The organism is Stenotrophomonas sp. CFBP 13724 (genome assembly GCF_014841975.1).
Lineage (GTDB): Bacteria > Pseudomonadota > Gammaproteobacteria > Xanthomonadales > Xanthomonadaceae > Stenotrophomonas > Stenotrophomonas lacuserhaii.
The window spans coordinates 152,457-176,581 of the sequence record NZ_JACYUW010000005.1; the positions used below are offsets into that span (position 1 = coordinate 152,457).

Here is a 24,125-nt window from a genome sequence, read left to right on the forward strand (position 1 = left end):
CGTGAGCGTCCAGGCATCCTGCCTAGCGCACCGTGGAGCCTGCTCCACCAGGCAACGACGAGGGTTGCGCCACTCTGGTCCAGCCCAGTTCACCCACCTCCGGCCCCAGCCGGGTGCCCCACAAGACGAGAAACCAAGATGAGCGACAACGTTGTACATGTCAGCACCGCTGACTTCGAAAGCACCGTACTGAACTCCAAAGAGCCGGTTCTGGTTGATTTCTGGGCCGAATGGTGTGGCCCGTGCAAGATGATCGCACCGGCGCTGGACGAACTGGCCGTGGCGTACGGTGGCCGCGCCAAGATCGTCAAGGTCAACGTCGACCACGAGCGCGACCTGGCGGTGAAGTACCACGTCCGTTCCATTCCCTACCTGGTCGTCTTCAAGGACGGCGAGAAGGTCGGTGAGCAGGTGGGCGCGGTGGGCAAGGCCCAGCTGGCTGGCCTGCTCGACAAGGCGCTGGCCTGAGGCCTGTGTTTCCTGGCAGCCGGTGACGCCGGCTGCCTGCAGCCCCTGCGCTGCCTGAATGTCGCGGCATCGCGGTGCTTGCAAGGCGCCGCGCGCCGGTGATAGTGTCGGCACATCCGGTCCGCGTTCGCGTGCCGCACCCGCTGGATGCAGTTCACTCCAGACCCCATCCCTTCGTTCGCCGCCCCAGCCGGGCGCTCGCACCTTCAAGCGAGGAATAACGCTCTTGTCCGATACCATTTCTGAAACCGGCAGCGCTGATGCGCCCGCCGAAAAGCGTGTGCGCAAGCCGCGCGTGACCAAGGCCGCCGCACCCGCGTCCGCCGAAACCAGTGCCCCGGCACAGGCCGGCCTGCCGCTGGCCAATGCGCCCGAAGCACCCCGCCCCACTCCGCCCCCCGCACCCGCTGCGGCGGCGCCGAGCGCGCCCGCTGCCGATGCACCCGCCGCCAACGGCGGTGACGGCAACGAAGGCCGCGAATCCGGCCAGGGTCGCCCGCAGCAGAACAACAACCAGTCCGGTGGCCAGCAGAACACCGCAGGCGGCCAGAACCAGGGCCCCTACCAGGGCAACCAGCAGAACAACCCGCAGGGTCAGGGCAATCGCCGTGACCGCTTCCGCAACCGACGCGACCGTGACCGCCCGGCACGTGGTGGTGGACGCGACGATGGCATGCCGCAGGACAACAACGAGCAGCAGCCGTTCGTGCGCACCACCCAGCCGAACGTGCCGGAAGGCTTCCCGGTGTATTCGCTGAGCGACCTCAAGCGCATGCCGGCGCAGAAGCTGCTGGAAATCGCCGAGCAGCTGCAGATCTCCGAAGGTGTCGCCCGTGCCCGCAAGCAGGACGTGATCTTCGCGCTGCTGAAGGTGCTGACCCGCCACGGTGATGGCGTTGCTGCCGACGGCGTGCTGGAAATCCTGCCCGACGGCTTCGGCTTCCTGCGCGCGGCCGAAGCCAGCTACCTGGCCGGTCCGGACGACACCTACATCTCGCCCAGCCAGATCCGCCGCTTCAACCTGCGCACCGGCGACCACCTGTCCGGCCGCATCCGCTTCCCCAAGGACGGCGAGCGCTACTTCGCGCTGTCCATCGTGGACACCATCAATGGTGAGCCGCTGGAAGCATCCAAGAACAAGGTGCTGTTCGAGAACCTGACCGCCCTGTTCCCGCGCAAGCGGTTCACCCTGGAACGCGGCAACGGCTCGTCCGAAGACATCACCGGCCGCATCCTCGATCTGATGGCACCGCAGGGCAAGGGCCAGCGTTCGCTGATCGTCTCCCAGCCGAAGGCCGGCAAGACGATGATGATGCAGCAGGTGGCCACGGCCATCACCACCAACCATCCGGACGTGCACCTGATCGTGCTGCTGATCGATGAGCGCCCGGAAGAAGTGACCGAAATGCAGCGCACCGTGCGCGGCGAGGTCATCAGTTCGACGTTCGACGAGCCGGCCGCGCGCCACGTGCAGGTTGCCGAAATGGTGATCGAGCGGGCCAAGCGCCTGGTCGAGCACAAGAAGGACGTGGTCATCCTGCTGGACTCGATCACCCGCCTGGCACGTGCCTACAACAACGTGGTGCCGAGCTCGGGCAAGGTGCTGACCGGTGGTGTGGATGCAAACGCGCTGCACCGTCCGAAGCGCTTCTTCGGTGCGGCACGCAACGTGGAAGAAGGCGGCAGCCTGACCATCATCGCCACGGCGCTGGTCGACACCGGCAGCAAGATGGACGAGGTGATCTACGAAGAGTTCAAGGGCACCGGCAACAGCGAAGTGCACCTGAGCCGTCGCATCTCTGAAAAACGCGTGTTCCCGGCGATCGACATCAACCGTTCGGGTACCCGTCGCGAAGACCTGCTGATCGAACCGGAACTGCTGCAGAAGATCTGGATCCTGCGCAAGCTGCTGCATCCGATGGATGAAATGGCCGCGATGGAGTTCCTGCTGGACAAGATGAAGAACACCAAGTCCAACGACGAGTTCTTCGGTTCGATGAAGCGCTGAGTTCCTGGCGCCGGACGATCCACGACGAGGCCCCGCATTGCGGGGCTTTGTTGTTTCCGGGGCGGGGCCGGGCAGGAGCCGGCTGCGTGCCTGCGACGGGTGGGCGGGCAGACAGTATCCGTACGCCGCCAGAAGCCGGCTCCTTGGTAGCGCCGACCCATGGTCGGCGAGCGCAGCGGGCCTGGCAGGGACATGGCTGCCGGCAACCGTGCTGCGCTGCGCCGTGGCAATATCCGCCCGACGCTGCACCATCGCTCGGCGCGCACTGGCCGCCGCTGGCACATCGAGGACCACCTGCATCATGCGTAGTCGAATCGAAGACGTCGCTGCGGCGGCGGGAGTCTCCATCAAGACCGTGTCGCGGGTGCTCAACAACGAGCCCAACGTGCGTGAGCAGACCCAGTCGCGGGTGCGCGAGGCGGTCGCACGGCTCGGCTACAAGCCCAATCCTTCCGCGCGCAGCCTGGCTGGCCAGCGCTCGTATTCGCTGGCGCTGGCCTACAACAATCCTTCGCGCAACTACCTCATGGAGATCCAGAACGGCATGCTGGATGCCTGCCACGGCAACCACTACAACCTGCTGCTCGGCCCGGTGGGGATCGGCCGCCATGCCCTGCCCGACCTCAGCGCGCTGTTCGACAACTCACGCCCCGACGGCGTCGTGCTGATCCCGCCGCTGAGCGATGATCCGGTGGTGCTGTCCTACCTGCAGGAACATGACATTCCCTTTGCCAGCATCGCCCCGCGTGACCCCACCGGCGCCATCGGGGTGCGCATGGACGAGACCACGGCCGTGGTGGAGTTGATGCGCCACCTGATCGCGCTGGGCCATCGGCGCATCGGCCACATCAAGGGACCACGGGCACACGGCGCCTGCCAGTGGCGCCACGCCGGGTATCGCGCAGCGCTGCGCGAAGCCGGCATCGCCTACGATGCCGCGCTGGTGGCCGGCGGCGAGTTCTCTTTCGAATCCGGCATCCCGGCGGCACACCGCCTGCTGGACCTGGCCGATCCACCCACGGCGATCTTCGCGGCAAACGATGACATGGCGGCGGCCGTGTACCGGGCCGCCGGTGGCCGCGGCCTGCAGGTCCCCCGCGATCTGTCCGTATGCGGTTTCGATGACACCCCGATCGCCAGCCATATCTTCCCTGCGCTGACCACGGTGCGGCAGCCCACTGCAGAAATGGGCCGGTTGGCGACGCTGCAGCTGCTGGAGCGCATCCGCTCGCCCGGCGCCGGCAGGATGATCACCCTGGACCATGCTGTGCTGGTCCGCGAATCCACGGCCGCACCTCGCAAACGCAGGCGCTGAGCGCCCGGTGACGGCGCGTTTTGTCGAGCGCTGTCAGTGTTAGCGCTACCTGCCCTGCGCAGAACCGTTCCGCATCGCAACACGATCATGCGCGAGGCGCCGCGCATGTCCGCCGGCTACGCGCGGGCCGATGACACTGCAATGACAAGGCTTCCGGGACCTCCGGCACCCTCTCCCCGGGATCCGCCCGACCACCGGCGGAGGCGGTTTGTTGACAACGCTGTCAACGCATCCCCAAATCGCTCCCGTCATGTAGTTGCCGCGCTCCAGCCGAAGTCAAACCCGCTGTTTCCGCACTCCCTGGGGAGGGATCCGCAATGAGGATGTACAAGGCCGTACCCCGCAAGACACTGCTCACTTCCGCGTTGCTGGCGGCCATCGCCGGCCCCGCCTGGGCGCAGGACGCTGCCACCACCGCACCCGCCGACCCGGCTACCCTGGACACCGTGCAGGTGACCGGCATCCGCGGCAGCCTCACCTCGTCGATGAACCTCAAGCGCGACAGCCAGGGCGTGGTGGACGGCATCGTGGCCGAGGATATCGGCAAGTTCCCCGATACCAACCTGGCCGAATCGCTGCAGCGCATCAGCGGTGTGTCCATCGACCGCACCTCCAGCGGCGAAGGTTCCAAGGTCACCGTGCGCGGCATCGGCCCGGACTACAACCTGGTGCTGCTCAACGGCCGGCAGATGCCGGCCTCCAACCTGGGCAACGGCGGCGGTGGACTGTCCGGCTCGCGCTCGTTCGATTTCGCCAACATCGCCTCCGAATCGATCTCCGCAGTGGAGGTCTACAAGACCACCCGCGCCGACAACCCGACCGGCGGCATCGGTGCGACGATCAACATCAAGACCCTGCGCCCCCTGGAAGCGGCACCGGTGGTCAGCCTCGGCATGAAGGCGGTGCACGATACCTCCAACGACAACGTACCGCGCACGCTGCAGGGATCCAATGTCACCGGTGAGCTGTCCGGTGTTTTCAGCCAGACCTACGCTGACGGACGCTTCGGCGTGGCGCTCAGCGCCAGCCACCAGGAACGCGATTCCGGCTTCAACCAGGCCACCGTGGCCGAAGGCTGGGCGACGCTGCGCGGTGACGACACCAGCGACTGGCGCGCACTGCCGCAGCCGGGCACGGGCTATTCGGACCGCATCACCAACCGGCCAGGTGCCGATGATATCTACGGCCGTCCGCAGAACACCGCGTACAACGTCAACGCCGTGCAGCGCCAGCGCACCAACGGCCAGGCCACGCTGCAGTGGAAGCCGCTGGACAACGTCACCACCACGCTGGATTACACCTATGTCGAAAACAAGGTGCAGCAGCAGCGCAGCGAACTGTCGGTGTGGTTCAACTACGGCCCCGGTGACAGTACATGGACCAATGGCCCGGTTGCCGCCCCCATCGTGTACAGCGAGGACGTGGTGAACGGCGACGTGGCGATGGGCGGCATGAAGCTGGCTACCCGGAACAGCATGGATTCGCTCGGCTTCAATGTTGACTGGGAAGTCAACGATGCACTGGACATGTCCTTCGACTACCACCGCGCCAGTGCCGAATCGCAGCCCGACGGCCCCTATGGCTCGGCTGGCGTGCTCGGCGTGGCGGCGTACGTGCGCGGCACCACCACGGTGGATTACAGCGGCGACCTGCCGATCATCAACATCGCGTTGCCGCCGGGTGGGGTGCAGGCCGCCGATGCACTGGTCACCGGTTCGGTATTCCAGAACAGCTACAACAAGTCGGAAGTGGAACAGCTGCAGGCCAAGGGCGTGTTCCGCTTCGCCGACTATTCCGCGCTCGATTTCGGCGTGGGCCACACCCAGGTGGACAACCGCTCGGCGGCGGCCATCCAGCAACGCGACAGCTGGGGCGGCGTCGGTACGCCGGCGGACTACGACGACAGCATCTGGTACGCCGATGACATGGGCAAGTACTTCAAGGCGTTCTCCGGCCACGACGATCCGCGCCTGACGGGCCAGTTCCTGGTGTTCGATTTCGACCGCCTGCGTGACCGGGCGGCGCAGGTAGCCAATGGCGCCGAGCCGGCCTGCCCGACGTGCTATCTCGCCCCGACCGAGTACTCCGAGGACATCCGCACCACGGAAAAATCCAAGAGCGCCTACCTGCAGTACCGCACCACCTTCGACTGGAACATGCCGCTGCATGTGGCCGCCGGTGTGCGCTATGAGCAGACCGAAGTGGAGTCGTTGGCGCTGGTGCGCGTGCCGACTTCGATCAGCTGGAACTCCCTCAACGAGTTCAACATCACCTACGCCGACGACGGCGCGTTCATCGGCGGCCAGGGCAAGTACGATTACGTGCTGCCCAATGTCGACCTCAAGCTGGACATCAACGAGTCGCTGGCACTGCGCGGCAGTTACAGCCGCAGCCTGGGCCGTCCGGGGTGGACGCAGATCGAAAGCGGGCAACGCCTGGACAACATCGTGCGCACCCAGGGCGGCACCGGTTCGCGTGGTAATCCGGCATTGGAGCCGTTGCTGTCGGACAACTTCGACCTGTCCCTGGAGTGGTACTACGGTGAGGCCAGCTACGCCTCGGTCGGCTTCTTCCGCAAGAACATCAAGAACTTCATCAGCAACACCATCGCCCGCGAAGATGCCGGCAACCTGCACACGCCGGTCGGCGGTGCGTACTGGAACGAAGCGCTGGCGTCGGGCTGCGTCACCACCGACACGGTGTGCATCCGCAATTACATCTTCACCAACCATGCCGGCGACCCGGGCGTGGTTTCCACCGGCGTCAACTCGGCCGGCCAGCAGACCGGCAGCATCGTCGGCCAGCCGGGGGATCCCATCGCCGGGTTCGACATCACCCTGCCGGCCAACCAGCGCTCGGATCATCTGGAAGGCTGGGAGGTGGCGGTGCAGCACCTGTTCGGCGAGTCCGGTTTCGGTGTCGCGGCGAACTACACCAAGGTGAAGTCCGGGCTGACCTTCGACAACCTGAGCCTGGGCGACCAGTACCCGATGGTCGGCCTGAGCGATTCGGCCAACGCGGTTCTGTTCTATGACAAGAACGCATGGCAGGTCCGGGCGGCCTATAACTGGCGCGACAAGTTCCTCAACGGTATCGGTGGCCAGGGCCCGAATCCGAACTACACCGAAGCCTATGGGCAGCTTGATCTGAACATCAGCTACGCGGTGAGCGAACAGCTGACGCTGAGCGTGGAAGCGATCAACCTGACCGACGAGACGATGCGCACCTACGCACGCCACAGCAACATGCTGCGGTATGCCACCCAGACCGGTCCGCGCTACATGTTCGGTGTGCGCTACAAGTTCTGAGTGGCGATGACCCTGCCCCCACCCCGCCCCATCGACGAGGTCCAGCTCGCGGACCCTGCGGCACTGCCTGCCGCGCTGCGTAGCTGGACCACGCCGAAGGTGGTGCGGGGGTTGGCCGCCGGGTGGCCGCTGGTGCAGGCCGCCCGGCACGCCGACACCGCCGCGGTGGACTACCTGAAGCGGTTCGACCACGGTGGCATGCCGGTGACCGCCACCACGGCGGCACCCGGCACGCAGGGCCGGGTGTTCTACAACGACGACCTCACCGGCTTCAATTTCCGTCGCGAACAGGTACCGCTGCGCGTGGTGCTGGACACCCTGCTCAAGTACCGCAGCGAAGCGGACGCACCGACCATCTATGTTGCATCCACCACGCTGGACACCTACCTGCCCGGCCTGCGCGAGGAGAATCCGCTGGCGTTGGGCCAGGCCGATCCACTGGCCAGCATCTGGATCGGCAACCGCTCACGGATCGCCGCGCACCATGATGCACCGGACAATCTCGCCTGCGTGGCGGCAGGACGGCGACGGGTCACGCTGTTTCCTCCCGGCCAGGTCGGCAACCTGTACGTCGGTCCGCTGGACTTCACCCCCGCCGGACAGGCCATCAGCCTGGTCGACTTCGCCGCGCCGGACCTGCAGCGGTTCCCACGCTTCGCGCTGGCCATGCAGGCGGCACAGAGCGCCGTGCTGGAACCGGGCGACGCGGTATTCATTCCGGCCCTGTGGTGGCACCACATGGAAGGGCTCGAGGCGTTCAACATCCTGGTCAATTACTGGTGGCGCCCGGTAGAGGCATGGCGCGATGCGCCGATGAACGCCTTGATGCTGGCCCTGCTGGCGATCCGTGACCTGCCTGTGGAACAACGCGCGGCCTGGCAGGCGATGTTCCAGCATTACGTGTTCGACGTAGATGACCAGGTTGCCGCACACGTGCCGGAGCACGCACGTGGCGTGCTGGGCGAGCTGGACGAGGCATCCGCCGCACGGCTGCGCGAGGTGCTGCGCACGCGGTTGCTGCGGGGGTCGAACGGGTGAACCCCCTCGCGGGTGGTTGTTGTTCGAAGCCGCAGCTGGGGGTGGGCCGGGCGGGGAGACTATGCGGGGCACGGGTCCACGCCATCGCATTCGCGCTGTCGCTCCCACGCTTTGCTGCGCAAAACGAGGGCCCCGTTTCACCACCACCCACACCCCGCCGCTTCGCGGCCGCCCCTGACTCAGGGGCTCCCTCCACCCGACACGCTACGGCGCTCTGGTAGCGCCGACCCATGGTCGGCGGAATGTTCCCGCCAGCGGCCCGCTGCGCTCGCCGACCATGGGTCGGCGCTACCAAGGCCGCCATGAACCTGACGAAGGTGGGGCGGGGTGGGTTGGCGGGGGCGTAGAGCGCCATGGATGGCGCGAAACGAGGTCCGCAGGAGCGGCTCCTGCCGTCCCCCGCCAACCCGCCCCGCCCCGCCATCCCAGGGCCCTGCAGCCCTTGATGTTGACGTTGACGTTGCTCACGCTCCGCACGTGACCCGTCTCTTTCAGCGATAATGCCCGCGCAGTCCCCACCGAACCGTGCGCAGGCTGCTGCGTGCGGGCGCCGTCCCGCGCTGGCGTACCCTCCGGACAAGAGCGGACGGGCCAGCATCAGAACTGGCTGACCTGCCCGCATGCGCTCGCTTTCCAAACGCCTCAACCTGGGTTCACTGATCCTTGCCCTGGCCCTGCTCAGCACCGTGGTGGCGCTGGCCAACACCCTGCTGGCCAGCTACCGAGTCCAACGTGACCAACTGGTCAGCAGCACCCTGGAAGCGAACCGGGTGTACGCCAACAAGCTGGCCGAAACCACCCAGAACTTCGTGCTGTCCTCGCAGCAGCAGTTGGCCTATACCGCGATGCTGCTGGGCCGGGAGGGCCTGCAGGACCGCCGTGCGCAGGACGAAGCCACGCGCCTGCAACTGCAGACCAACAGCTTCAACTCGATACTGATCGTCGACCACACCGGCCTGGTCCTGGCCACCTCGCCCCAGACGTTGTACCTGAAGGGCGATACCCTGCGCAGCGAAGGCAATCGCATCGCGCTGGAGCGCCGCCAGCCCATGGTCAGCGATCCCTACGAATCGGCCACGGGCAAGCTGCTGGTGGCCATGTCGCACCCCGTGTTCGACGTGCAGGGCCACTACCGCGGCTACGTCAGCGCGACCATCTACCTGCGCCAACGCAGCATCCTGCAGAGCCTGCTGGGCACCCACTACTACCGCGACGGGTCGTATCTGTACGTGGTGGATCGCAATGGCCGGCTGCTGTACCACGTCGATCCCGAACGTGTCGGCGGGTATGCGCCGGGCAACCCGGTGATCGATGCGGTGTCGCGTGGCCAACGCGGTTCGGCGCAGGTCAACAACAGCCGTGGCGTTTCCATGCTTGCCGGGTACGCGCCGGTACCCGCCACCGGGTGGGGCGTGGTAGCCCAGCGCCCGACGGCGGCCACCCTGCAGCCATTGTCGCAGGTGATGTCATCGATCATCTGGCGCGCGATCCCGCTCGGGGTACTTTCGCTGCTGGTGACCTGGTGGTTCGCGCGGCGCATCTCGCTGCCGCTGTGGCAGCTGGCGCGCAACGTACAGGAAGGCGACACCGGCCGCGCGATCTCCGACGTGGGCGGCATTCGCGCCTGGTATTTCGAAGTAGCCCAGCTGAAGCAGGCCGTGCTGTACAGCTTCACGGCGCTGCAGGACCGCATCGGCACCCTCAACCGGGCCAGCCGCACCGATCCGCTGACCGGGCTGCTCAACCGTCGTGGGCTGCAGCAGGCGCTGGAAACCTGGAAGGCGCAGGGGCAGTCCTTCGCGATCCTGGCGTTGGACATCGACCGTTTCAAGGTCATCAACGACCAGCATGGCCATGCGGTTGGCGATCAGGTCATCAGCCACATCGCCGAGCAGATGCGCCGCTACTCACGCGATGGGGACGTGCTGTGCCGCAATGGCGGCGAGGAGTTCCTGATGCTGCTGCCCACCACCGATGCCGACGATGCCCTGCTGATCGCCGAGCGGCTGCGGCAGCAGATCGCGGCCCAGGTGCTGGACCCGGTCGGTCACGTCAGCGTATCGGTCGGCGTGGCGCATTATCCGACTTTCGATGCCGATGCCGAACAGGCCCTGCGCATGGCCGACAAAGCGCTGTACATGGCCAAGGAACAGGGCCGCAACCGCAGCGTCACCTATCCCTACCGCTGACCCCGGTAGCGCCGAGCCATGCTCGGCGAGCGCAGCGCGCGGCTGCACGAGGCCGCGCGTTGCCGGAACGGAGAGCCGCCGAGCATGGCTCGGCGCTACCGCCGCCGTCAGCCCTGCAGCGGCGTCAGCAGCTTCGGACCGGTGTCGACCCCGACCATGTAGACCCCACCATCGGGCAGCATATCGGGGGCATCATCGGCGGCCACATCCTTTACGCTCCACGGCGCGCTCTGCTTCGGGCCCGGAATGTAAACCTGCCATTTGCCGTAGCGGTCCCCGTTGCCACCGTAGAAGAAACGCACCGGCACGCGTACCGTCCAGAACGGATCGTCGACACTGGCGCCGGTAGACGGCGCGATGAAGGCCCACTTCCGCGCAGCGGTGACCGCACTGCGCGCCATCACGTCACGCATCCGCTGCATCGCGCGCGTCGACCCGGCCACGTAGGCGTTGACCTGTTCGGCGATCACATCGTCGACCGTGCCGTCGCGCGCCACCCGCAGCAACAGCTGGACCTCGCCCGCACCGCCCATCTCCATCAGTTCGCGCGGGAAGGATGGCGGCGGCATGCGATCAATGGCCACCGCGTCGGTCGCTTTGGGATCGAAATTACGGAAATTGGCGCTGCTCAGCACGACGTCGATTCCATCACCGGACGCTCGCCGGGCCACCAGCCGCAGGTTCACCGGCGTCTTCGCCGCAACCGCCCTGCCCTCGCGCAGCACCGGCTCGAACCGCCACCTGGCGACATTCTGCTTCAGGAAATCCTGGATGTAGGGCTCGATCCTGTCTTCATTCTTGAGCGTGAAGCCTTCGACCGAGCCGTCCGGCGCGATGTCGATGCTGCCGCTCAGGACCATGCTGCCTTCGGTCTGCGCACGGGCCGCGCGCGCGTTCTGCGCATTGGCATCCACGGGACCCAGCGCACCACCGGCGCCCAGTGCCAGAACCACTCCAAGGAAAAGCGAGGTACGCATGCTGACTGCTCCGTGTCGATGTGTGCCCCGAGGGTAGCAAAGGCCGGTATCACGTCCAACTCAGGCCAGACGGTTCCCACTCGCATAAGGTGGCGTATCGGGATGCTCGCCCGCAGCGAAACGGTCCTGCAGCGCACGCCACCACGCCGGCTGGAACAGATGCCCGAAGTGCTCACGCACCGCCGCCAGTTCCGCAGCGGGAAGCCCCATGAACGGCCCGAAGCGCTCGGGGAACACATCACGCGGCCCGACGTGGAACCACGGCTCGTCGGCCATTGCCTCTTCCGCATTGCGCGGCGCAGGCCAGTCGCGGAACACGCACTCGGTGACCAGGCACAGCTCATCGTAGTCATAGAAAACTGCACGTCCATGCCGCGAGACACCGAAATTCTTCGGCAGCATGTCGCCGGGAAAAATGTTGTTGCGGGCCATGTCGGTGATCGCCTGGGCGTAGTCCAGCACCGCCGCGCGGACACCCTCCGGCCCCTGCTCGCGCAGGTACAGGTTCAACGGACGGAAACGCCGCTGCACGTAGCACAGCGCGATCTCCACCTCCTCGCCGTCCAGTCGCACGCCCTGCGCACAGTGTTGCAGCAGTTCCTGCAGCAGCGCCGGGGCGAAACGCGTGGCCGGGAAGCGCAGGTGCCGATAGGGCTGTGCATCCAGCAGGCGACCCACGCGATCCAGGTTGAACACCAGCGCGTACTTGTCTTCCACCTGCTGGCGCGACATCGCCTTCGGCCAGGCGAAACGATCGCGTATCAGCTTGAACACCAGCGGGTAGCTGGGCAGGGTGAACACCGCCATGACCATGCCCGGGGTGCCCTCGGCGTGCACCAGCTGCTCCTGCGGGTGTTCCAGGAAGTGTCCGAAGAAGGCGCGGTAGCGCTCGGTCTTGCCCTGCTTGGCCCGCCCGAGCACGGTATAGATCTCATCGACCGGCTTGCCCGGCAGCAGGCTGCGCAGGAACACCACCGCATCACCGACCGTAGCCAGGTTGGCCTGGAAATAACTGCGCGACACGCCAAAAAGGTGCGCCACGTCGCGACGCCGGGTCAGCACTGCATCGGCGCGCAGGCCCTGGCCATCGTTCACCAGCACGATCACGCAGGGCGAAAATCGGTGCTCACCAAACACGCGCCCCACCAGATAGGCACGCCGCTCGCGGTAGAACACGGTGTCCAGCAGCTCGATGCCGCGGACCGCATGCGCTCCCCAGTGCGCCAGGTCATCCTGCAAGCGGACCGCGATGGCGGCCGCGCACCGCAGTTGATGCGCATAGGGGATGTCGAAGCGGTAGTCACCCAGCACGCGCATCAGCGCATCGGCCGGGCGCGTGGCCGACACCGCGTACGCGTGCCGCGCCACCGGATGGGTGATCGCATCGGAAGGTTCGACGTCGAAGGCGAGGAACTCCACCTGCGCATCCACGCCACGGGTGCCGAACAGGCGCCGCGCCAAGGTGTTGTAGAACGTCTTGTACAACTCGGCGTCGATCAACCCGCGCAACAGCAGGCTGTAACGCGCGTGTACCTGCAACCAGCAGGCGCGATCGCCGATGGCATCACCGGCCAGCCGGCGCAGGTCGTGCATGCACGCGGCGATGCATTGGTCGTACAGGCCGATGCGCTCGACCGCATCGCGCTGCGCAGCCTCCCACTGTCGCTGCTCGAACCGCCCCTGCGCGCGGGCGGTGATCGCCGCGAAGCGTGCATGGTAGTCCTCGAAACCATCACCGATGGCATGCGCCATCCGTTCGGCCAGCACGGGATCGATGTCAATGGGGGACATGGCAGGCTCACGGCCGGGATCGTGTCCACCTTACGATGCCGGCGCGCCCGTTGCCCAGCCTTGGCCGGTCGCTGGCAGCGCCCGCAGGCCACCGGCCACCGGCCGCAAACGCGAAAGGCCCACGCAATGCGTGGGCCCCCGGTCTACACCGCGCGGCAATGATCAGCCTGCGATCAGTTCCAGCGCGGTGTTCAGCGTGGCGCTGGGACGCATTGCGGCGGCCACCTTGGCCAGGTCGGGACGGTAGTAACCGCCGATGTCCACGGCCTTGCCCTGCACCGCCACCAGCTCTTCGACGATCTTCGCTTCGTTGTCGGTGAGCGCCTTGGCCAGCGGGGCGAAGCGGGCCTTCAGTGCGGCATCCTCGTCCTGCGCGGCCAGCGCCTGCGCCCAGTACAGGGTCAGGTAGAAGTGGCTGCCACGGTTGTCGATGCCACCCAGCTTGCGCGAGGGCGACTTGTCGTTGTCCAGGAACTCGCCATTGGCCACGTCCAGCGCCTTGGCCAGCACGCGCGCAGCGGCGTTGTCGTAGCGGTTACCCAGGTGTTCCAGCGACGCGGCCAGGGCGAGGAACTCACCGAGCGAATCCCAGCGCAGGTAGTCCTCTTCGACGAACTGCTGCACGTGCTTGGGGGCCGAACCACCGGCACCGGTCTCGAACAGGCCACCACCGGCCATCAGCGGCACGATGGAGAGCATCTTGGCGCTGGTGCCCAGCTCCATGATCGGGAACAGGTCGGTCAGGTAATCGCGCAGCACGTTGCCGGTCACCGAGATGGTGTCCTCGCCCTTGCGGATGCGATCCAGCGAGAACGCGGTGGCTTCCACCGGCGGCAGGATGCGGATGTCCAGGCCGTTGGTGTCGTGGTCCTTCAGGTAGGTCTCGACCTTGCTGATGACCTGCGCGTCGTGGGCGCGCCCGGCGTCCAGCCAGAACACGGCCGGGGTGCCGCTCAGGCGCGAACGCTCCACGGCCAGCTTCACCCAGTCCTGGATCGGGGCGTCCTTGGTCTGGCACATGCGCCAGATGTCACCGGCTTCCACGGCGTGCTCGAACACCACCTTGCCGGCTTCGTCGGTGACCTTGACCACGCCATTGGCGGCGATCTGGAAGGTCTTGTCGTGCGAGCCGTATTCTTCGGCCTTCTGTGCCATCAGGCCGACGTTCGGCACCGAACCCATCTTGGCCGGATCGAAGGCACCGTGCGTGCGGCAGTCGTCGATCACTGCCTGGTACACGCCGGCATAGCAGCGGTCCGGAATCACCGCCTTGGTGTCCTGCAGCTTGCCTTCGGCGTTCCACATCTTGCCGGAGTCGCGGATCATCGCCGGCATCGAGGCGTCGACGATCACATCGCTGGGCACGTGCAGGTTGGTGATGCCCTTGTCCGAGTTCACCATGGCCACGCCCGGGCGGTGCGCGTACTCGGCCTTCAGGTCGGCTTCGATGGCCGCACGGGTGGCTTCGGGCAGCGAGGGCAGGCGCGCGGCGAGGTCGCCGATGCCATTGTTGGCATCGAAACCGGCCTGCTTCAGCACGTCGGCATGCTTGGCCAGCACGTCCTTGTAGAACTCGTTGACGGCCACGCCGAACATGATCGGGTCGGAGACCTTCATCATGGTCGCCTTCAGGTGCAGCGAGAACAGTACGTTCTTCGCCTTGGCATCTTCGATCTGCTCGGCGATGAACGCCGCCAGTGCCTTGCGGCTCATCACCGCGGCATCGACGATCTCACCGGCCTTGACCGCAGTCTTTTCCTTCAGCACCACGTCGGTGCCATCGGCAGCGTGCAGGGTGATCTTCAGGCTGCCGGCGCCGGCAATCGTCGCCGACTTCTCGCTGCCATAGAAATCGCCTGACGCCATGTGCGCCACGTGCGAGGTGGAGTCCTTCGCCCAGGCGCCCATGCGGTGCGGGTGCTTGCGTGCGTAGTTCTTCACCGACAGCGGCGCGCGACGGTCCGAGTTGCCTTCGCGCAGTACCGGATTCACCGCGCTGCCCTTGACCTTGTCGTAGCGCGCCTTGATGTCGCGCTGCTCGTCGTCGGCCGGGTTTTCCGGATAATCCGGCAGCGCGTAGCCCTGCTGCTGCAGTTCGGTGATGGCCGCCTTCAGCTGCGGCACCGACGCCGAAATATTCGGCAGCTTGATGATGTTGGCTTCCGGCGTGGTCGCCAGTTGGCCCAGCTCGGCCAGGTCATCGTTGACCTTCTGCTCGTCCTTCAGGCGCTCCGGGAACAGCGACAGGATGCGGCCGGACAGCGAGATGTCGCGGGTTTCGACCGCGATGCCAGCAGTAGCGGTGAATGCACTGACGACCGGCAGCAGCGACTGGGTGGCCAGGAACGGCGCTTCATCGGTCAGCGTGTAGAGGATCTTGGGCGTATTCGACATGGAGGACTAGGACTCTTTGAGCGATCGGGGGAACATCCAGCGCCAGCGCTGGACGGGTGCGGCCGTATCAGCCGGGCGCGCACAGCGCACGGCCCCATTCCCTGCCGCGCACCGTCCCGGCTGTGCCGCAGGAAAACCCCTGCATTGTCACGCTTTAGCCGGCGAGGAGCAAAGGCGGCCCATACGATTGCGTACTGCCATGGAGGTCACCGCAGGCGGCCGCATTTGGCTGCAACGAAAAAAAAGACGCAGCCTCGCGGCTGCGTCCATCGTGAGTCCACTACCGGGAGAGAGTCGGTAGCGCGTGGACTTACTTGACCTCGAACTCCTGCGGCGTTCCGGCCGCCTTGCCATCTACCATGACTTCCGCACGGTATTTGCCCGCAGGCCAGCCATTGGCATTCTTGAACGTGATGTTGGTGGTCTCGGCACCGGAGGTGTTGAGCGTCGCGCTCTGCTCACCGGCAACCTGGCCATCCTGGAACGTCAGCTTGGCGCCCACGTTTGCATTGTTTGCCGCGCCGTCGGTGCGAACCGAGACGATGATCTCGTCCTTGGGCGCGAACATCGCCGTGGTGGCGACTGATTTGTCTGCCGCTGCACTTTTGCCGACGGTGACCGAGGCAACGTTGACCGAGGCGGCTTCTGCCATCGGCGGCGGTGCGCCCGTCATCGGGGCGGGGGCAGCAGCCGGCGCGGTATCGGCAGCCGGGGTGGCAGTGGTATCGACGGCGGGTTCGTCCTTCTTGCAGCCGACAAGCGCCACGCTGCCGAGCAGTGCAACGAGCAGTCCATTGCGAAGCGTATTGGTATGGATCATAGGGTTTCCTCCAAGGGGGTAAAGCAGCAAAACGTGTGCGGGACGTGCTGCGGGGATTACTTCGACGGAAGCTTCAGGACCTGGCCTGGCTGGATCCTGTCTGGATCGTCAAGCTGGTCACGATTGGCTTCGAAAATCCTGTTCCAGGCGTTTGCATCACCCAGGTGCTGCTTGGCGATCTTCGACAGCGTGTCGCCCTTCTCCACCGTGTAGGTCGCATCAACCACCTCTGCCGTGCTGTCCACCGAAGCGGAGACGCCGGAAAAGTCGGCCTTGGGAACCTGCTCGGCGGTGCTGTCGACGCTGCCGGTGACACCGGAGAAATCGGCTTTCTTCTCGGTACTCATCCACACACTCCCATCTGCGTGACTACGTGGCAGGCACGTTCTCACACAGGTTGTTAAATGGGGATGGTTTTCGTGTGAAGCCGAAGCCGGAGTTACTGCCGCAGTTCGCGGTCCATGCTTGCAGGTGCAACGATTCCCGGGCTGGCGCGCCACGGATTGATGTCCAGCCCGCCGCGGCGGGTGTACCGCGCTTCTACTTCCAGCACGTCCGGCGCACAGCGCTGGCTGACCTCATTGAAGATGCGTTCGACGCACTGTTCGTGGAACTCCGCGTGTTCGCGGTAACTGACCAGGTAGCGCAGCAGGCCGACGCGATCGATGCGTGCGCCGCGGTAGCGCACGCTGACCGTGGCCCAGTCGGGCTGCCCGGTGACGGGGCAATTGGATTTCAGCAGCGCCGACACCAGGGTCTCTTCGACGATCTTCATCGGGTCAGCCGAAAGATAGTCCGCCTGCGGCGGGCCATAGCAGTCGATGTCCACGTCCAGCCCGTCGATCGATTCGCCATGCGGGGTATCACGCAGGGCGGGCAGCCCGAACGTCACCTGCACCGCAACGCCTGCACAGGCGGAGAGATCGCTGACGATGGTCGTGCGCAGGGCTTCGGCATCGGCGAACCGAGCGCTGTTGAGCGAATTGAGATACAGCTTGAAGGACTTCGATTCCACCAGGTTCGGCGAGGTGCAGGGAACCTGCACGGTCGCCACGGCGACGCAGGGCTTGCCCCGATTGTCCAGCCAGCCCAGTTCAAAAGCATGCCAGCGGTCATGGCCGACGAACGGCAGGGCGCTGTCGTCCAGCCCGATCTCGGCCCGCGCGGCGGCGCGGGGAATGGGGAAAAGCAGGCCGGGGTCGTACTGCGACGGGTAACTGACCTCGCGACCGAGGCTGGAATCCTGGGGGGTGTTCATGGCGCTCATTGTAAATGAGCGGGTCGAACGGGTGAGACTCCCCTCGCGGGTGGCTTTCAAGCTGGAGCTGGGCTTGGGCCGGGCGGTGGGCCTGTGCGGGGGACGGCAGAAACTGCATCCATGCGGGCCTCGTTTCGCGCCATCCATGGCGCTCAACGCCCCCCCCCAGCCCCCCCGCCCGCCCCCTCGACAGGTTCCGGTGGCCGTCACCCGCGTAAAAAAGAAGAAGAAAAGCGGTAGCGCCGACCCGTGGTCGGCGAGCGCAGCGGGCCGTTGGCGGAAACATTCCGCCGAGCATGGCTCGGCGCTACCGAAGGACCCGTTTACCCGTCGGGTGGAGGGAGCCCCTGAGTCAGGGGCGGCCGCGAAGCGGCGGGGTGTGGCTGCTGGTGAGACGGGGCCCACGGTTTGCGCAGCAAAGCGCGGGAGCGACAGCGCGAATGCGATGGCGTGGACCCCGGGCGCAGCCCGGCAAACATTCAACCTTCCACCGGCGCGCCGTGCAGATAATCCAGGCTCACCTGCAGCAGCGCCCGCAGGCCGACATCCAGCGCCTTCTCATCCAGCAGGAACTTCGGCGAATGATTCGCCGGCGCCTTGGCCGGGTCGATGCCCTCGCTGGTGGAGCCGACGAAGAAGAACATCCCCGGCACTTCTTCGGCGAACAGCGAAAAATCCTCCGCACCCATCTGCAGCGGCGGCTCGTAAACATTGTCCTTGCCCACCACCGCCTGCAGGCTGGGCAGCATGCGAGCGGTCAGCTCCGGGTTGTTGACCGTAGCGGGGTTGCCTTCGTCTTCGTAGATTTCGGTCACAGCCGTCGCACCATGCGCCGCCGTGGTGTGCTCGGCCACGTTGCGCAGGTCGGCGAAGATCTGCTGGCGCATGCCCTCGTCAAAGGTGCGGATGGTGCCGACCATCTCCACCTCGTCGGGGATGATGTTGTAGCGGATGCCGCCGTTGATGGCACCAAAGGTCACCACCGCCGGCTGCTGGGACAGGTTGGTGCGACGGCTGACGATGGTCTGCGCGGTTCCGATCAGGTCGGCCGTGGCCACGATGGGGTCCACCCCGTTCCATGGCGCCGAACCATGCGTCTGGCGGCCGATCACCTTGATGCCGAAGCGATCCGAGGCCGCCATCAGCGGTCCACCACGCACGGCGATCTTGCCGGCCTGCACGCTGGAGAACACATGCAGGCCGAACACCGCCTCCGGCTTGAAATCGGCGAACACGCCTTCCTTCAGCATCAACGCCGCACCGCCCTCTTCCGGCGGCGGCGCGCCTTCCTCTGCGGGCTGGAAGATCAGCATGACCTGGCCCGGCAGCTCCTTGCGCATCGCCACCAGCGCTTCGGCCACGCCCAGCAGCGTGGCGGTATGCGCGTCGTGGCCGCAGGCGTGCATCACCCCGACCTGCTGGCCGCGGTACGTGCTGGTCGCCTTGGAAGCGAACGGCAGGCCGGTCTGCTCGGTCACCGGCAGCGCGTCCATGTCCGCCCGCAGCGCGATCTTCGGGCCGGGCTTGCCGCCTTCGATGATCGCCACCACGCCGTGGTGGGCGATACCGGTCTTCGGCTTCAGGCCCATCGCGCGCAGCCGCTTGGCGACTTCGGCCGAGGTGCGCTCCTCGCGGTTGGACAACTCAGGATGCTGGTGGAAATCGCGACGCCATTCCACCACCCGGGCCTGCAGGCGCTCGGCGGCTGCGGCCACTTCGGGACGCTCGGCGGTCTGGCCGTGGGCAAGCATCGGCAGGGCCAGCAACAGGGCGGATGACAGCAGCGCGCGACGGGGCATCGGGATCTCCACGGTAGGGTTGCGCTTGAATGTAGGCCAAGCTGTCGCTTTCGGGAACCTTCTGCCCCTGGCAGGGTCGGAGCATCCGGCCCTTTTGGCATGCAGGCAGCGGCACCGCCCGCAGGTATGCTTGGCACCTTGCCAGCCGTGCGCCTTGCCCGGCCCAGCCCCAGGAGTGATTGGAATGTCGCGTTTGTGGAAGATCGTGCTGCTGGTGGTGGCAGTGTTGGTGGTCGTCTTCATCGGCCTGCGCATGGCCGGTGGGGGCAAGGAAAAACCGTCCGGCGACGCCGCCGCGAGCGCTGAGCGCGGCGGACCGCAGGCCGACGCCGGCCCGGTACCGGTGACCGTGGTTGAAGCGCAGCGCCAGGACGTGCCGGTGTACGCCAGCGCGCTGGGCACGGTGAGCGCGATGAACACCGTCACCGTCAGTCCGCAGATCGGCGGCCAGCTGATGAGCCTGAACTTCCGCGAAGGCCAGGAAGTGAAGAAGGGCGACGTGCTGGCGGTGATCGACCCGCGCAGCGCGCAGGCGAGTTACGACGAGTCCGCGGCCGCCAAGCGCCAGAACCAGGCCCTGCTGGCCACCGCACGCTCCAATTACCAGCGTTCCAGCGCACCGGAGTATGCCCAGTACGTCGCCAAGACCGACCTGGACACCCAGCGCAACCAGGTGGCCCAGTACGAGAGCGCGGTGGCCGCCAACGAGGCCAGCATGCGCGCCGCCCAGGTGCAGCTGCAGTACACCCGCGTCACCGCGCCGATCACCGGCGTTGCCGGCATCCGTGCAGTGGACGCCGGCAACGTGGTCAGCGCCGGCACTGCCCTGGTCACCCTGACCCAGGTGCACCCCATCCACGTGGTGTTCAACCTGCCCGAGCGCCAGCTGGGCGACGTGCGCGCCGCACAGCAGGCCGGCGCGGTGCAGATCGCCGCGCTGGACCGCACCGATGCGCACGTGATCAGCGGCGACGGCACCCTGGACGTGGTGGACAACCTGATCAGCAGCGACAGCGGGACCTTCCGCGCGCGTGCCCTGTTCGCCAACCAGGACAACATCCTGTGGCCCGGCCAGTTCGTCAACGTGCGGCTGCAGCTGCGCACCATCGGCGGCGGCATCGTCATCCCGACCCAGGCCGTGATGCGCGGCCCGGACGGCGAGTACGTCTATGTCGTGCAGGCCGACAACACGGTCAAGATGCAGACCGTGCGCAGCGGCGTGGAAGTCGGTGACAGCCACGTGCAGGTGACCGAAGGCCTGAAGGGCGGCGAGCGGGTTGTCAGCGAGGGCCAGTTCCGGCTCAAGCCGGGCGCCAAGGTCAATGCGCTGAAGCCGGGCGAGACCCCGGCCGCGCCAACCGAAGCCGAACTGAAGGCGGCACAGCAGCAGAACGGCGGCGGCCGCCGCGGCGGTGGCCCGCGCTGAGCGCGGCGATCGCCTGAGTTACCGGCGACGGCACTTCTGCCGGCGCTGTCATGACGTTCCAGCAAGGATCCGCCCGTGGGCTTTTCGACCCTCTTCATCCGCCGCCCGATCGCCACCTCGCTGCTGATGGCGGGCCTGCTGCTGCTCGGCATCCTCGGCTACCGCCAGTTGCCGGTATCGGCGCTTCCGGAAATCGATGCCCCCAGCCTGGTGGTCACCACGCAGTATCCCGGTGCCAACGCCACCACCATGGCATCACTGGTGACCACGCCGCTGGAACGGCAGTTCGGGCAGATCTCCGGACTGGAGCTGATGACCTCCGACTCGTCGGCCGGACTGTCCACGATCATCCTGCAGTTCTCGATGGAACGGGACATCGACATCGCCGCGCAGGACGTGCAGGCGGCCATCCGCCAGGCCACCCTGCCCTCCTCGCTGCCCTACCAGCCGGTCTACAACCGGGTCAATCCGGCCGATGCGGCCATCGTCACCCTGAAGCTGACCTCCGATACGCGCCCGCTCCGCGAGGTCAACAACTACGCCGATTCCATCCTCGCCCAGCGCCTGTCGCAGGTGCAGGGCGTGGGGCTGGTGTCGATCGCCGGCAACGTGCGCCCCGCCGTGCGCATCCAGGTCAATCCGGCGCAGCTGTCCAACATGGGCCTGACCCTGGAAGACCTGCGCAGCGCGCTGACCCAGGCCAACGTCAGTGCGCCGAAAGGCTCGCTGAACGGCAAGACCCAGTCCTACAGCATCGGCACCAACGACCAGCTGACCAGTGCCGCCGAATACCGGGACACCATCATCAGCTACCGCAACGGCGCGCCGGTGCGCCTGTCCGACGTCGCCAACGTGGTGGACGGTGTGGAGAACGATCAGCTTGCCGCGTGGGCCGACGGCAAGCCGGCGGTGCTGCTGGAAGTGCGCCGCCAGCCCGGCGCCAACATCGTGCAGACCGTGGAGCGCGTGCGCGCGCTGCTGCCGCAGCTGCAGGGCGTGCTGCCCGCCGACGTGCACCTGGAGATCTTCTCCGACCGGACCGAAACCATCCGCGCCTCCGTGCATGAAGTGCAGTTCACCCTGATCCTGACCATCGGACTGGTGGTCGCGGTGATCTTCCTGTTCCTGCGCCGCCTGTGGGCCACCATCATTCCGTCGGTGGCGGTACCGCTGTCGCTGGCCGGCACCTTCGCGGTGATGGCCTTCGCCGGCATGTCGCTGGACAATCTTTCGCTGATGGCGCTGGTGGTGGCCACCGGCTTCGTGGTCGACGATGCGATCGTGATGATCGAGAACATCGTCCGTTACATCGAACAGGGCAAGAGCGGCAAGGAAGCAGCGGAGATCGGCGCCCGCCAGATCGGCTTCACCGTGCTGTCGCTGACCGTTTCGCTGGTGGCGGTGTTCCTGCCGCTGCTGCTGATGCCCGGTGTCACCGGCCGGCTGTTCCATGAATTCGCCTGGGTGCTGAGCATCGCGGTCACGCTGTCGATGCTGATCTCGCTGACCCTGACCCCGATGATGTGCGCCTACCTGCTCAAGCCGGATGAACTGCCGGAAGGCGAAGACGCGCATGAGCGCTCGGCGGCGGCCGGCAGGCAGAACCTGTGGAGCCGCACCGTCGGGCTGTACGAGCGCAGCCTGGACTGGGTGCTGGCCCACCAGCCGATCACCCTGGCGGTGGCCGGCGCTGCGCTGGTGCTGACCGTGGTGCTGTACCTGCTGATCCCCAAGGGCCTGCTGCCCGACCAGGACACCGGCATGATCACCGCCGTGGTCCAGGCCGACCAGAACGTCGCCTTCCCGCAGATGGAACAGCGCACCAAGGCCGTGGCCGAGGCACTGAGCAAGGATCCGGACGTGACCGGCGTGTCGGCGTTCATCGGCGCCGGCAGCATGAACCCGACGCTCAACCAGGGCCAGCTGTCGATCGTGCTGAAAGAGCGCGGCGAGCGCGACGGCATGGACGCGATCCTGCCGCGTCTGCAGGACGCCGTGCGTGACATCCCCGGCATCGCGCTGTACCTCAAGCCGGTGCAGGATGTCACCCTGGATACGCGCGTGGCGGCCACCGATTACCAGTTCGTGCTGTCCGACGTGCAGGCCGATGAAGTGGCCACCCATGCCACGCGCATGACCGAAGCGCTGCGCAAGCGCCCGGAGCTGGCCGACGTGGACAACAACCTGTCCACCCAGGGCCGCGCGTTGGAGCTGAACATCGACCGCGACAAGGCCAGCGTGCTCGGCGTGCCGATGCAGACCATCGACGACACGCTCTACGATGCGTTCGGCCAGCGGCAGATCTCCACCATCTTCACCGAACTCAACCAGTATCGCGTAGTCCTGGAAGTCGCGCCGGAGTTCCGCACCAGCACTGCCTTGATGGAGCAGCTGGCGGTGGCCTCCAACGGCACCGGCGCACTGACCGGTACCAACGCCACCAGCTTCGGCCAGGTGACCTCGTCCAACTCGTCCACGGCCACCGGCATCGGCAACCAGAACACCGGCATCACCGTGGGCGGCGGCGGCATCATCCCGTTGTCCGCGCTGGCCGACAGCAAGGTGACCAGCGCCCCGCTGGTGGTCAGCCACCAGCAGCAGCTGCCGGCGGTGACGATCTCCTTCAACGTGGCCCCGGGCTACTCGCTGTCCGCCGCGGTGAAGGCCATCGAAGAGACCCAGGCCGAGCTGCAGCTGCCCTCGCAGGTGCATGCACAGTTCATCGGCAAGGCCGCCGAGTTCACCGGCAGCCAGACCGACGTGGTGTGGCTGCTGCTGGCCTCGCTGGTGGTGATCTACATCGTGCTGGGCGTGCTGTATGAAAGCTACATCCACCCGATCACCATCATTTCCACCCTGCCGCCGGCCGGCGTCGGCGCGCTGCTGGCGCTGATGCTCAGCGGCCTGAGCCTTTCGGTGGACGGCATCGTCGGCATCGTGCTGCTGATCGGCATCGTCAAGAAGAACGGCATCATGATGGTCGACTTCGCCATCGAAGCACGGCGCACCGGCGCCAACGCGCACGAGGCGATCCGCCGTGCCTGCCTGCTGCGCTTCCGCCCGATCATGATGACCACCGCCGCGGCGATGCTGGGTGCGTTGCCGCTGGCGCTGGGTACCGGCATCGGCTCGGAACTGCGCCGCCCGCTGGGCATCGCCATCGTTGGCGGCCTGCTGCTGTCGCAGCTGGTGACGCTGTACACCACGCCGGTGATCTACCTGTACATGGAGCGGTTCTCCGAATGGCTGGCGCGACGCCGCGAACAGCGTGCGGCACGTCGCGGCGGAGGTCCGGCACAGGGACCGCAGGTGCAGGAGCCGCAGGCGTGAGCAC

At 66.5% G+C, this 24,125-nt stretch carries 15 protein-coding genes; 8 read left to right on the forward strand and 7 right to left on the reverse strand.

Going from position 1 to position 24,125, the window contains the following annotated elements:
* Positions 1 to 138 precede the first annotated feature (138 nt).
* From trxA to IFT63_RS16865, 6 genes are all read left to right on the forward strand, one after another.
* Positions 139 to 468, forward strand: coding sequence for a thioredoxin (gene trxA / locus IFT63_RS16840; protein ID WP_042612690.1), 330 nt, complete (start codon positions 139 to 141; stop codon positions 466 to 468).
* Between the two features lie 226 nt (positions 469 to 694).
* Positions 695 to 2,476, forward strand: a complete 1,782-nt coding sequence (gene rho, locus IFT63_RS16845; protein ID WP_042612691.1) for a transcription termination factor Rho — start codon at positions 695 to 697, stop codon at positions 2,474 to 2,476.
* 301 nt (positions 2,477 to 2,777) lie between these two features.
* Entirely contained in the window at positions 2,778 to 3,791 is a 1,014-nt protein-coding gene (locus IFT63_RS16850) for a LacI family DNA-binding transcriptional regulator (RefSeq protein ID WP_042612692.1), read from the forward strand.
* Between the two features lie 317 nt (positions 3,792 to 4,108).
* Positions 4,109 to 7,099: a TonB-dependent receptor gene (locus IFT63_RS16855; RefSeq protein ID WP_042612693.1), complete on the forward strand. Its 2,991-nt coding sequence runs from the start codon at positions 4,109 to 4,111 to the stop codon at positions 7,097 to 7,099.
* Positions 7,100 to 7,111: 12 nt separating this feature from the next.
* On the forward strand, positions 7,112 to 8,137 hold the full coding sequence (locus tag IFT63_RS16860) for a cupin-like domain-containing protein (RefSeq protein ID WP_042612696.1): 1,026 nt from the start codon (positions 7,112 to 7,114) through the stop codon (positions 8,135 to 8,137).
* Positions 8,138 to 8,757: 620 nt separating this feature from the next.
* Positions 8,758 to 10,326, forward strand: a complete 1,569-nt coding sequence (locus IFT63_RS16865; RefSeq protein ID WP_042615113.1) for a sensor domain-containing diguanylate cyclase — start codon at positions 8,758 to 8,760, stop codon at positions 10,324 to 10,326.
* 107 nt (positions 10,327 to 10,433) lie between these two features.
* Here IFT63_RS16865 and IFT63_RS16870 read toward each other — a convergent pair whose 3' ends face one another.
* The 7 genes from IFT63_RS16870 to IFT63_RS16900 form a co-directional block, all read right to left on the reverse strand.
* Positions 10,434 to 11,303 (reverse strand): energy transducer TonB, encoded by an 870-nt coding sequence (locus tag IFT63_RS16870; protein WP_192085186.1) that lies wholly within the window; start codon positions 11,301 to 11,303, stop codon positions 10,434 to 10,436.
* A 60-nt stretch (positions 11,304 to 11,363) separates the two neighbouring features.
* Positions 11,364 to 13,094 (reverse strand): bifunctional isocitrate dehydrogenase kinase/phosphatase, encoded by a 1,731-nt coding sequence (gene aceK / locus IFT63_RS16875; protein ID WP_192085187.1) that lies wholly within the window; start codon positions 13,092 to 13,094, stop codon positions 11,364 to 11,366.
* 162 nt (positions 13,095 to 13,256) lie between these two features.
* Complete coding sequence (locus tag IFT63_RS16880) at positions 13,257 to 15,488, reverse strand: NADP-dependent isocitrate dehydrogenase (RefSeq protein WP_192085188.1); 2,232 nt, start codon at positions 15,486 to 15,488, stop codon at positions 13,257 to 13,259.
* Between the two features lie 310 nt (positions 15,489 to 15,798).
* Positions 15,799 to 16,308: a hypothetical protein gene (locus IFT63_RS16885; RefSeq protein WP_042615110.1), complete on the reverse strand. Its 510-nt coding sequence runs from the start codon at positions 16,306 to 16,308 to the stop codon at positions 15,799 to 15,801.
* A gap of 56 nt (positions 16,309 to 16,364) precedes the next feature.
* The gene (locus tag IFT63_RS16890; protein WP_042615109.1) at positions 16,365 to 16,655 is read right to left on the reverse strand and encodes a LysM peptidoglycan-binding domain-containing protein; all 291 of its coding nucleotides are present in this window, start codon (positions 16,653 to 16,655) and stop codon (positions 16,365 to 16,367) included.
* A 92-nt stretch (positions 16,656 to 16,747) separates the two neighbouring features.
* A complete protein-coding gene (queF, locus tag IFT63_RS16895; RefSeq protein WP_042615108.1) occupies positions 16,748 to 17,566 on the reverse strand; it encodes an NADPH-dependent 7-cyano-7-deazaguanine reductase QueF in 819 nt (272 codons plus the stop codon).
* 479 nt (positions 17,567 to 18,045) lie between these two features.
* On the reverse strand, positions 18,046 to 19,365 hold the full coding sequence (locus tag IFT63_RS16900) for a M20 family metallopeptidase (RefSeq protein WP_192085189.1): 1,320 nt from the start codon (positions 19,363 to 19,365) through the stop codon (positions 18,046 to 18,048).
* A 184-nt stretch (positions 19,366 to 19,549) separates the two neighbouring features.
* Here IFT63_RS16900 and IFT63_RS16905 point away from each other — a divergent pair, with 184 nt between their 5' ends.
* Together IFT63_RS16905 and IFT63_RS16910 are read left to right on the forward strand one after the other, a co-directional pair.
* Positions 19,550 to 20,791, forward strand: a complete 1,242-nt coding sequence (locus IFT63_RS16905; protein ID WP_042614917.1) for an efflux RND transporter periplasmic adaptor subunit — start codon at positions 19,550 to 19,552, stop codon at positions 20,789 to 20,791.
* 75 nt (positions 20,792 to 20,866) lie between these two features.
* Positions 20,867 to 24,121 carry an efflux RND transporter permease subunit gene (locus IFT63_RS16910; protein WP_192085190.1) on the forward strand — a complete coding sequence of 1,085 codons (3,255 nt, stop codon included), beginning with the start codon at positions 20,867 to 20,869 and terminating at the stop codon, positions 24,119 to 24,121.
* Positions 24,122 to 24,125 lie beyond the last annotated feature (4 nt).

Excerpts from the sequence above, each read along its gene's own strand:
- IFT63_RS16880 (WP_192085188.1), bottom strand. The coding sequence starts at position 15,488 with ATGTCGAATACGCCCAAGATCCTCTACACGCTGACCGATGAAGCGCCG.
- IFT63_RS16850 (WP_042612692.1), top strand. The coding sequence starts at position 2,778 with ATGCGTAGTCGAATCGAAGACGTCGCTGCGGCGGCGGGAGTCTCCATC.
- IFT63_RS16905 (WP_042614917.1), top strand. The coding sequence starts at position 19,550 with ATGTCGCGTTTGTGGAAGATCGTGCTGCTGGTGGTGGCAGTGTTGGTG.
- IFT63_RS16890 (WP_042615109.1), bottom strand. The coding sequence starts at position 16,655 with ATGAGTACCGAGAAGAAAGCCGATTTCTCCGGTGTCACCGGCAGCGTC.
- trxA (WP_042612690.1), top strand. The coding sequence starts at position 139 with ATGAGCGACAACGTTGTACATGTCAGCACCGCTGACTTCGAAAGCACC.
- IFT63_RS16900 (WP_192085189.1), bottom strand. The coding sequence starts at position 19,365 with ATGCCCCGTCGCGCGCTGCTGTCATCCGCCCTGTTGCTGGCCCTGCCG.
- IFT63_RS16855 (WP_042612693.1), top strand. The coding sequence starts at position 4,109 with ATGAGGATGTACAAGGCCGTACCCCGCAAGACACTGCTCACTTCCGCG.
- queF (WP_042615108.1), bottom strand. The coding sequence starts at position 17,566 with ATGAACACCCCCCAGGATTCCAGCCTCGGTCGCGAGGTCAGTTACCCG.
- IFT63_RS16870 (WP_192085186.1), bottom strand. The coding sequence starts at position 11,303 with ATGCGTACCTCGCTTTTCCTTGGAGTGGTTCTGGCACTGGGCGCCGGT.
- aceK (WP_192085187.1), bottom strand. The coding sequence starts at position 13,094 with ATGTCCCCCATTGACATCGATCCCGTGCTGGCCGAACGGATGGCGCAT.
- IFT63_RS16865 (WP_042615113.1), top strand. The coding sequence starts at position 8,758 with ATGCGCTCGCTTTCCAAACGCCTCAACCTGGGTTCACTGATCCTTGCC.
- IFT63_RS16885 (WP_042615110.1), bottom strand. The coding sequence starts at position 16,308 with ATGATCCATACCAATACGCTTCGCAATGGACTGCTCGTTGCACTGCTC.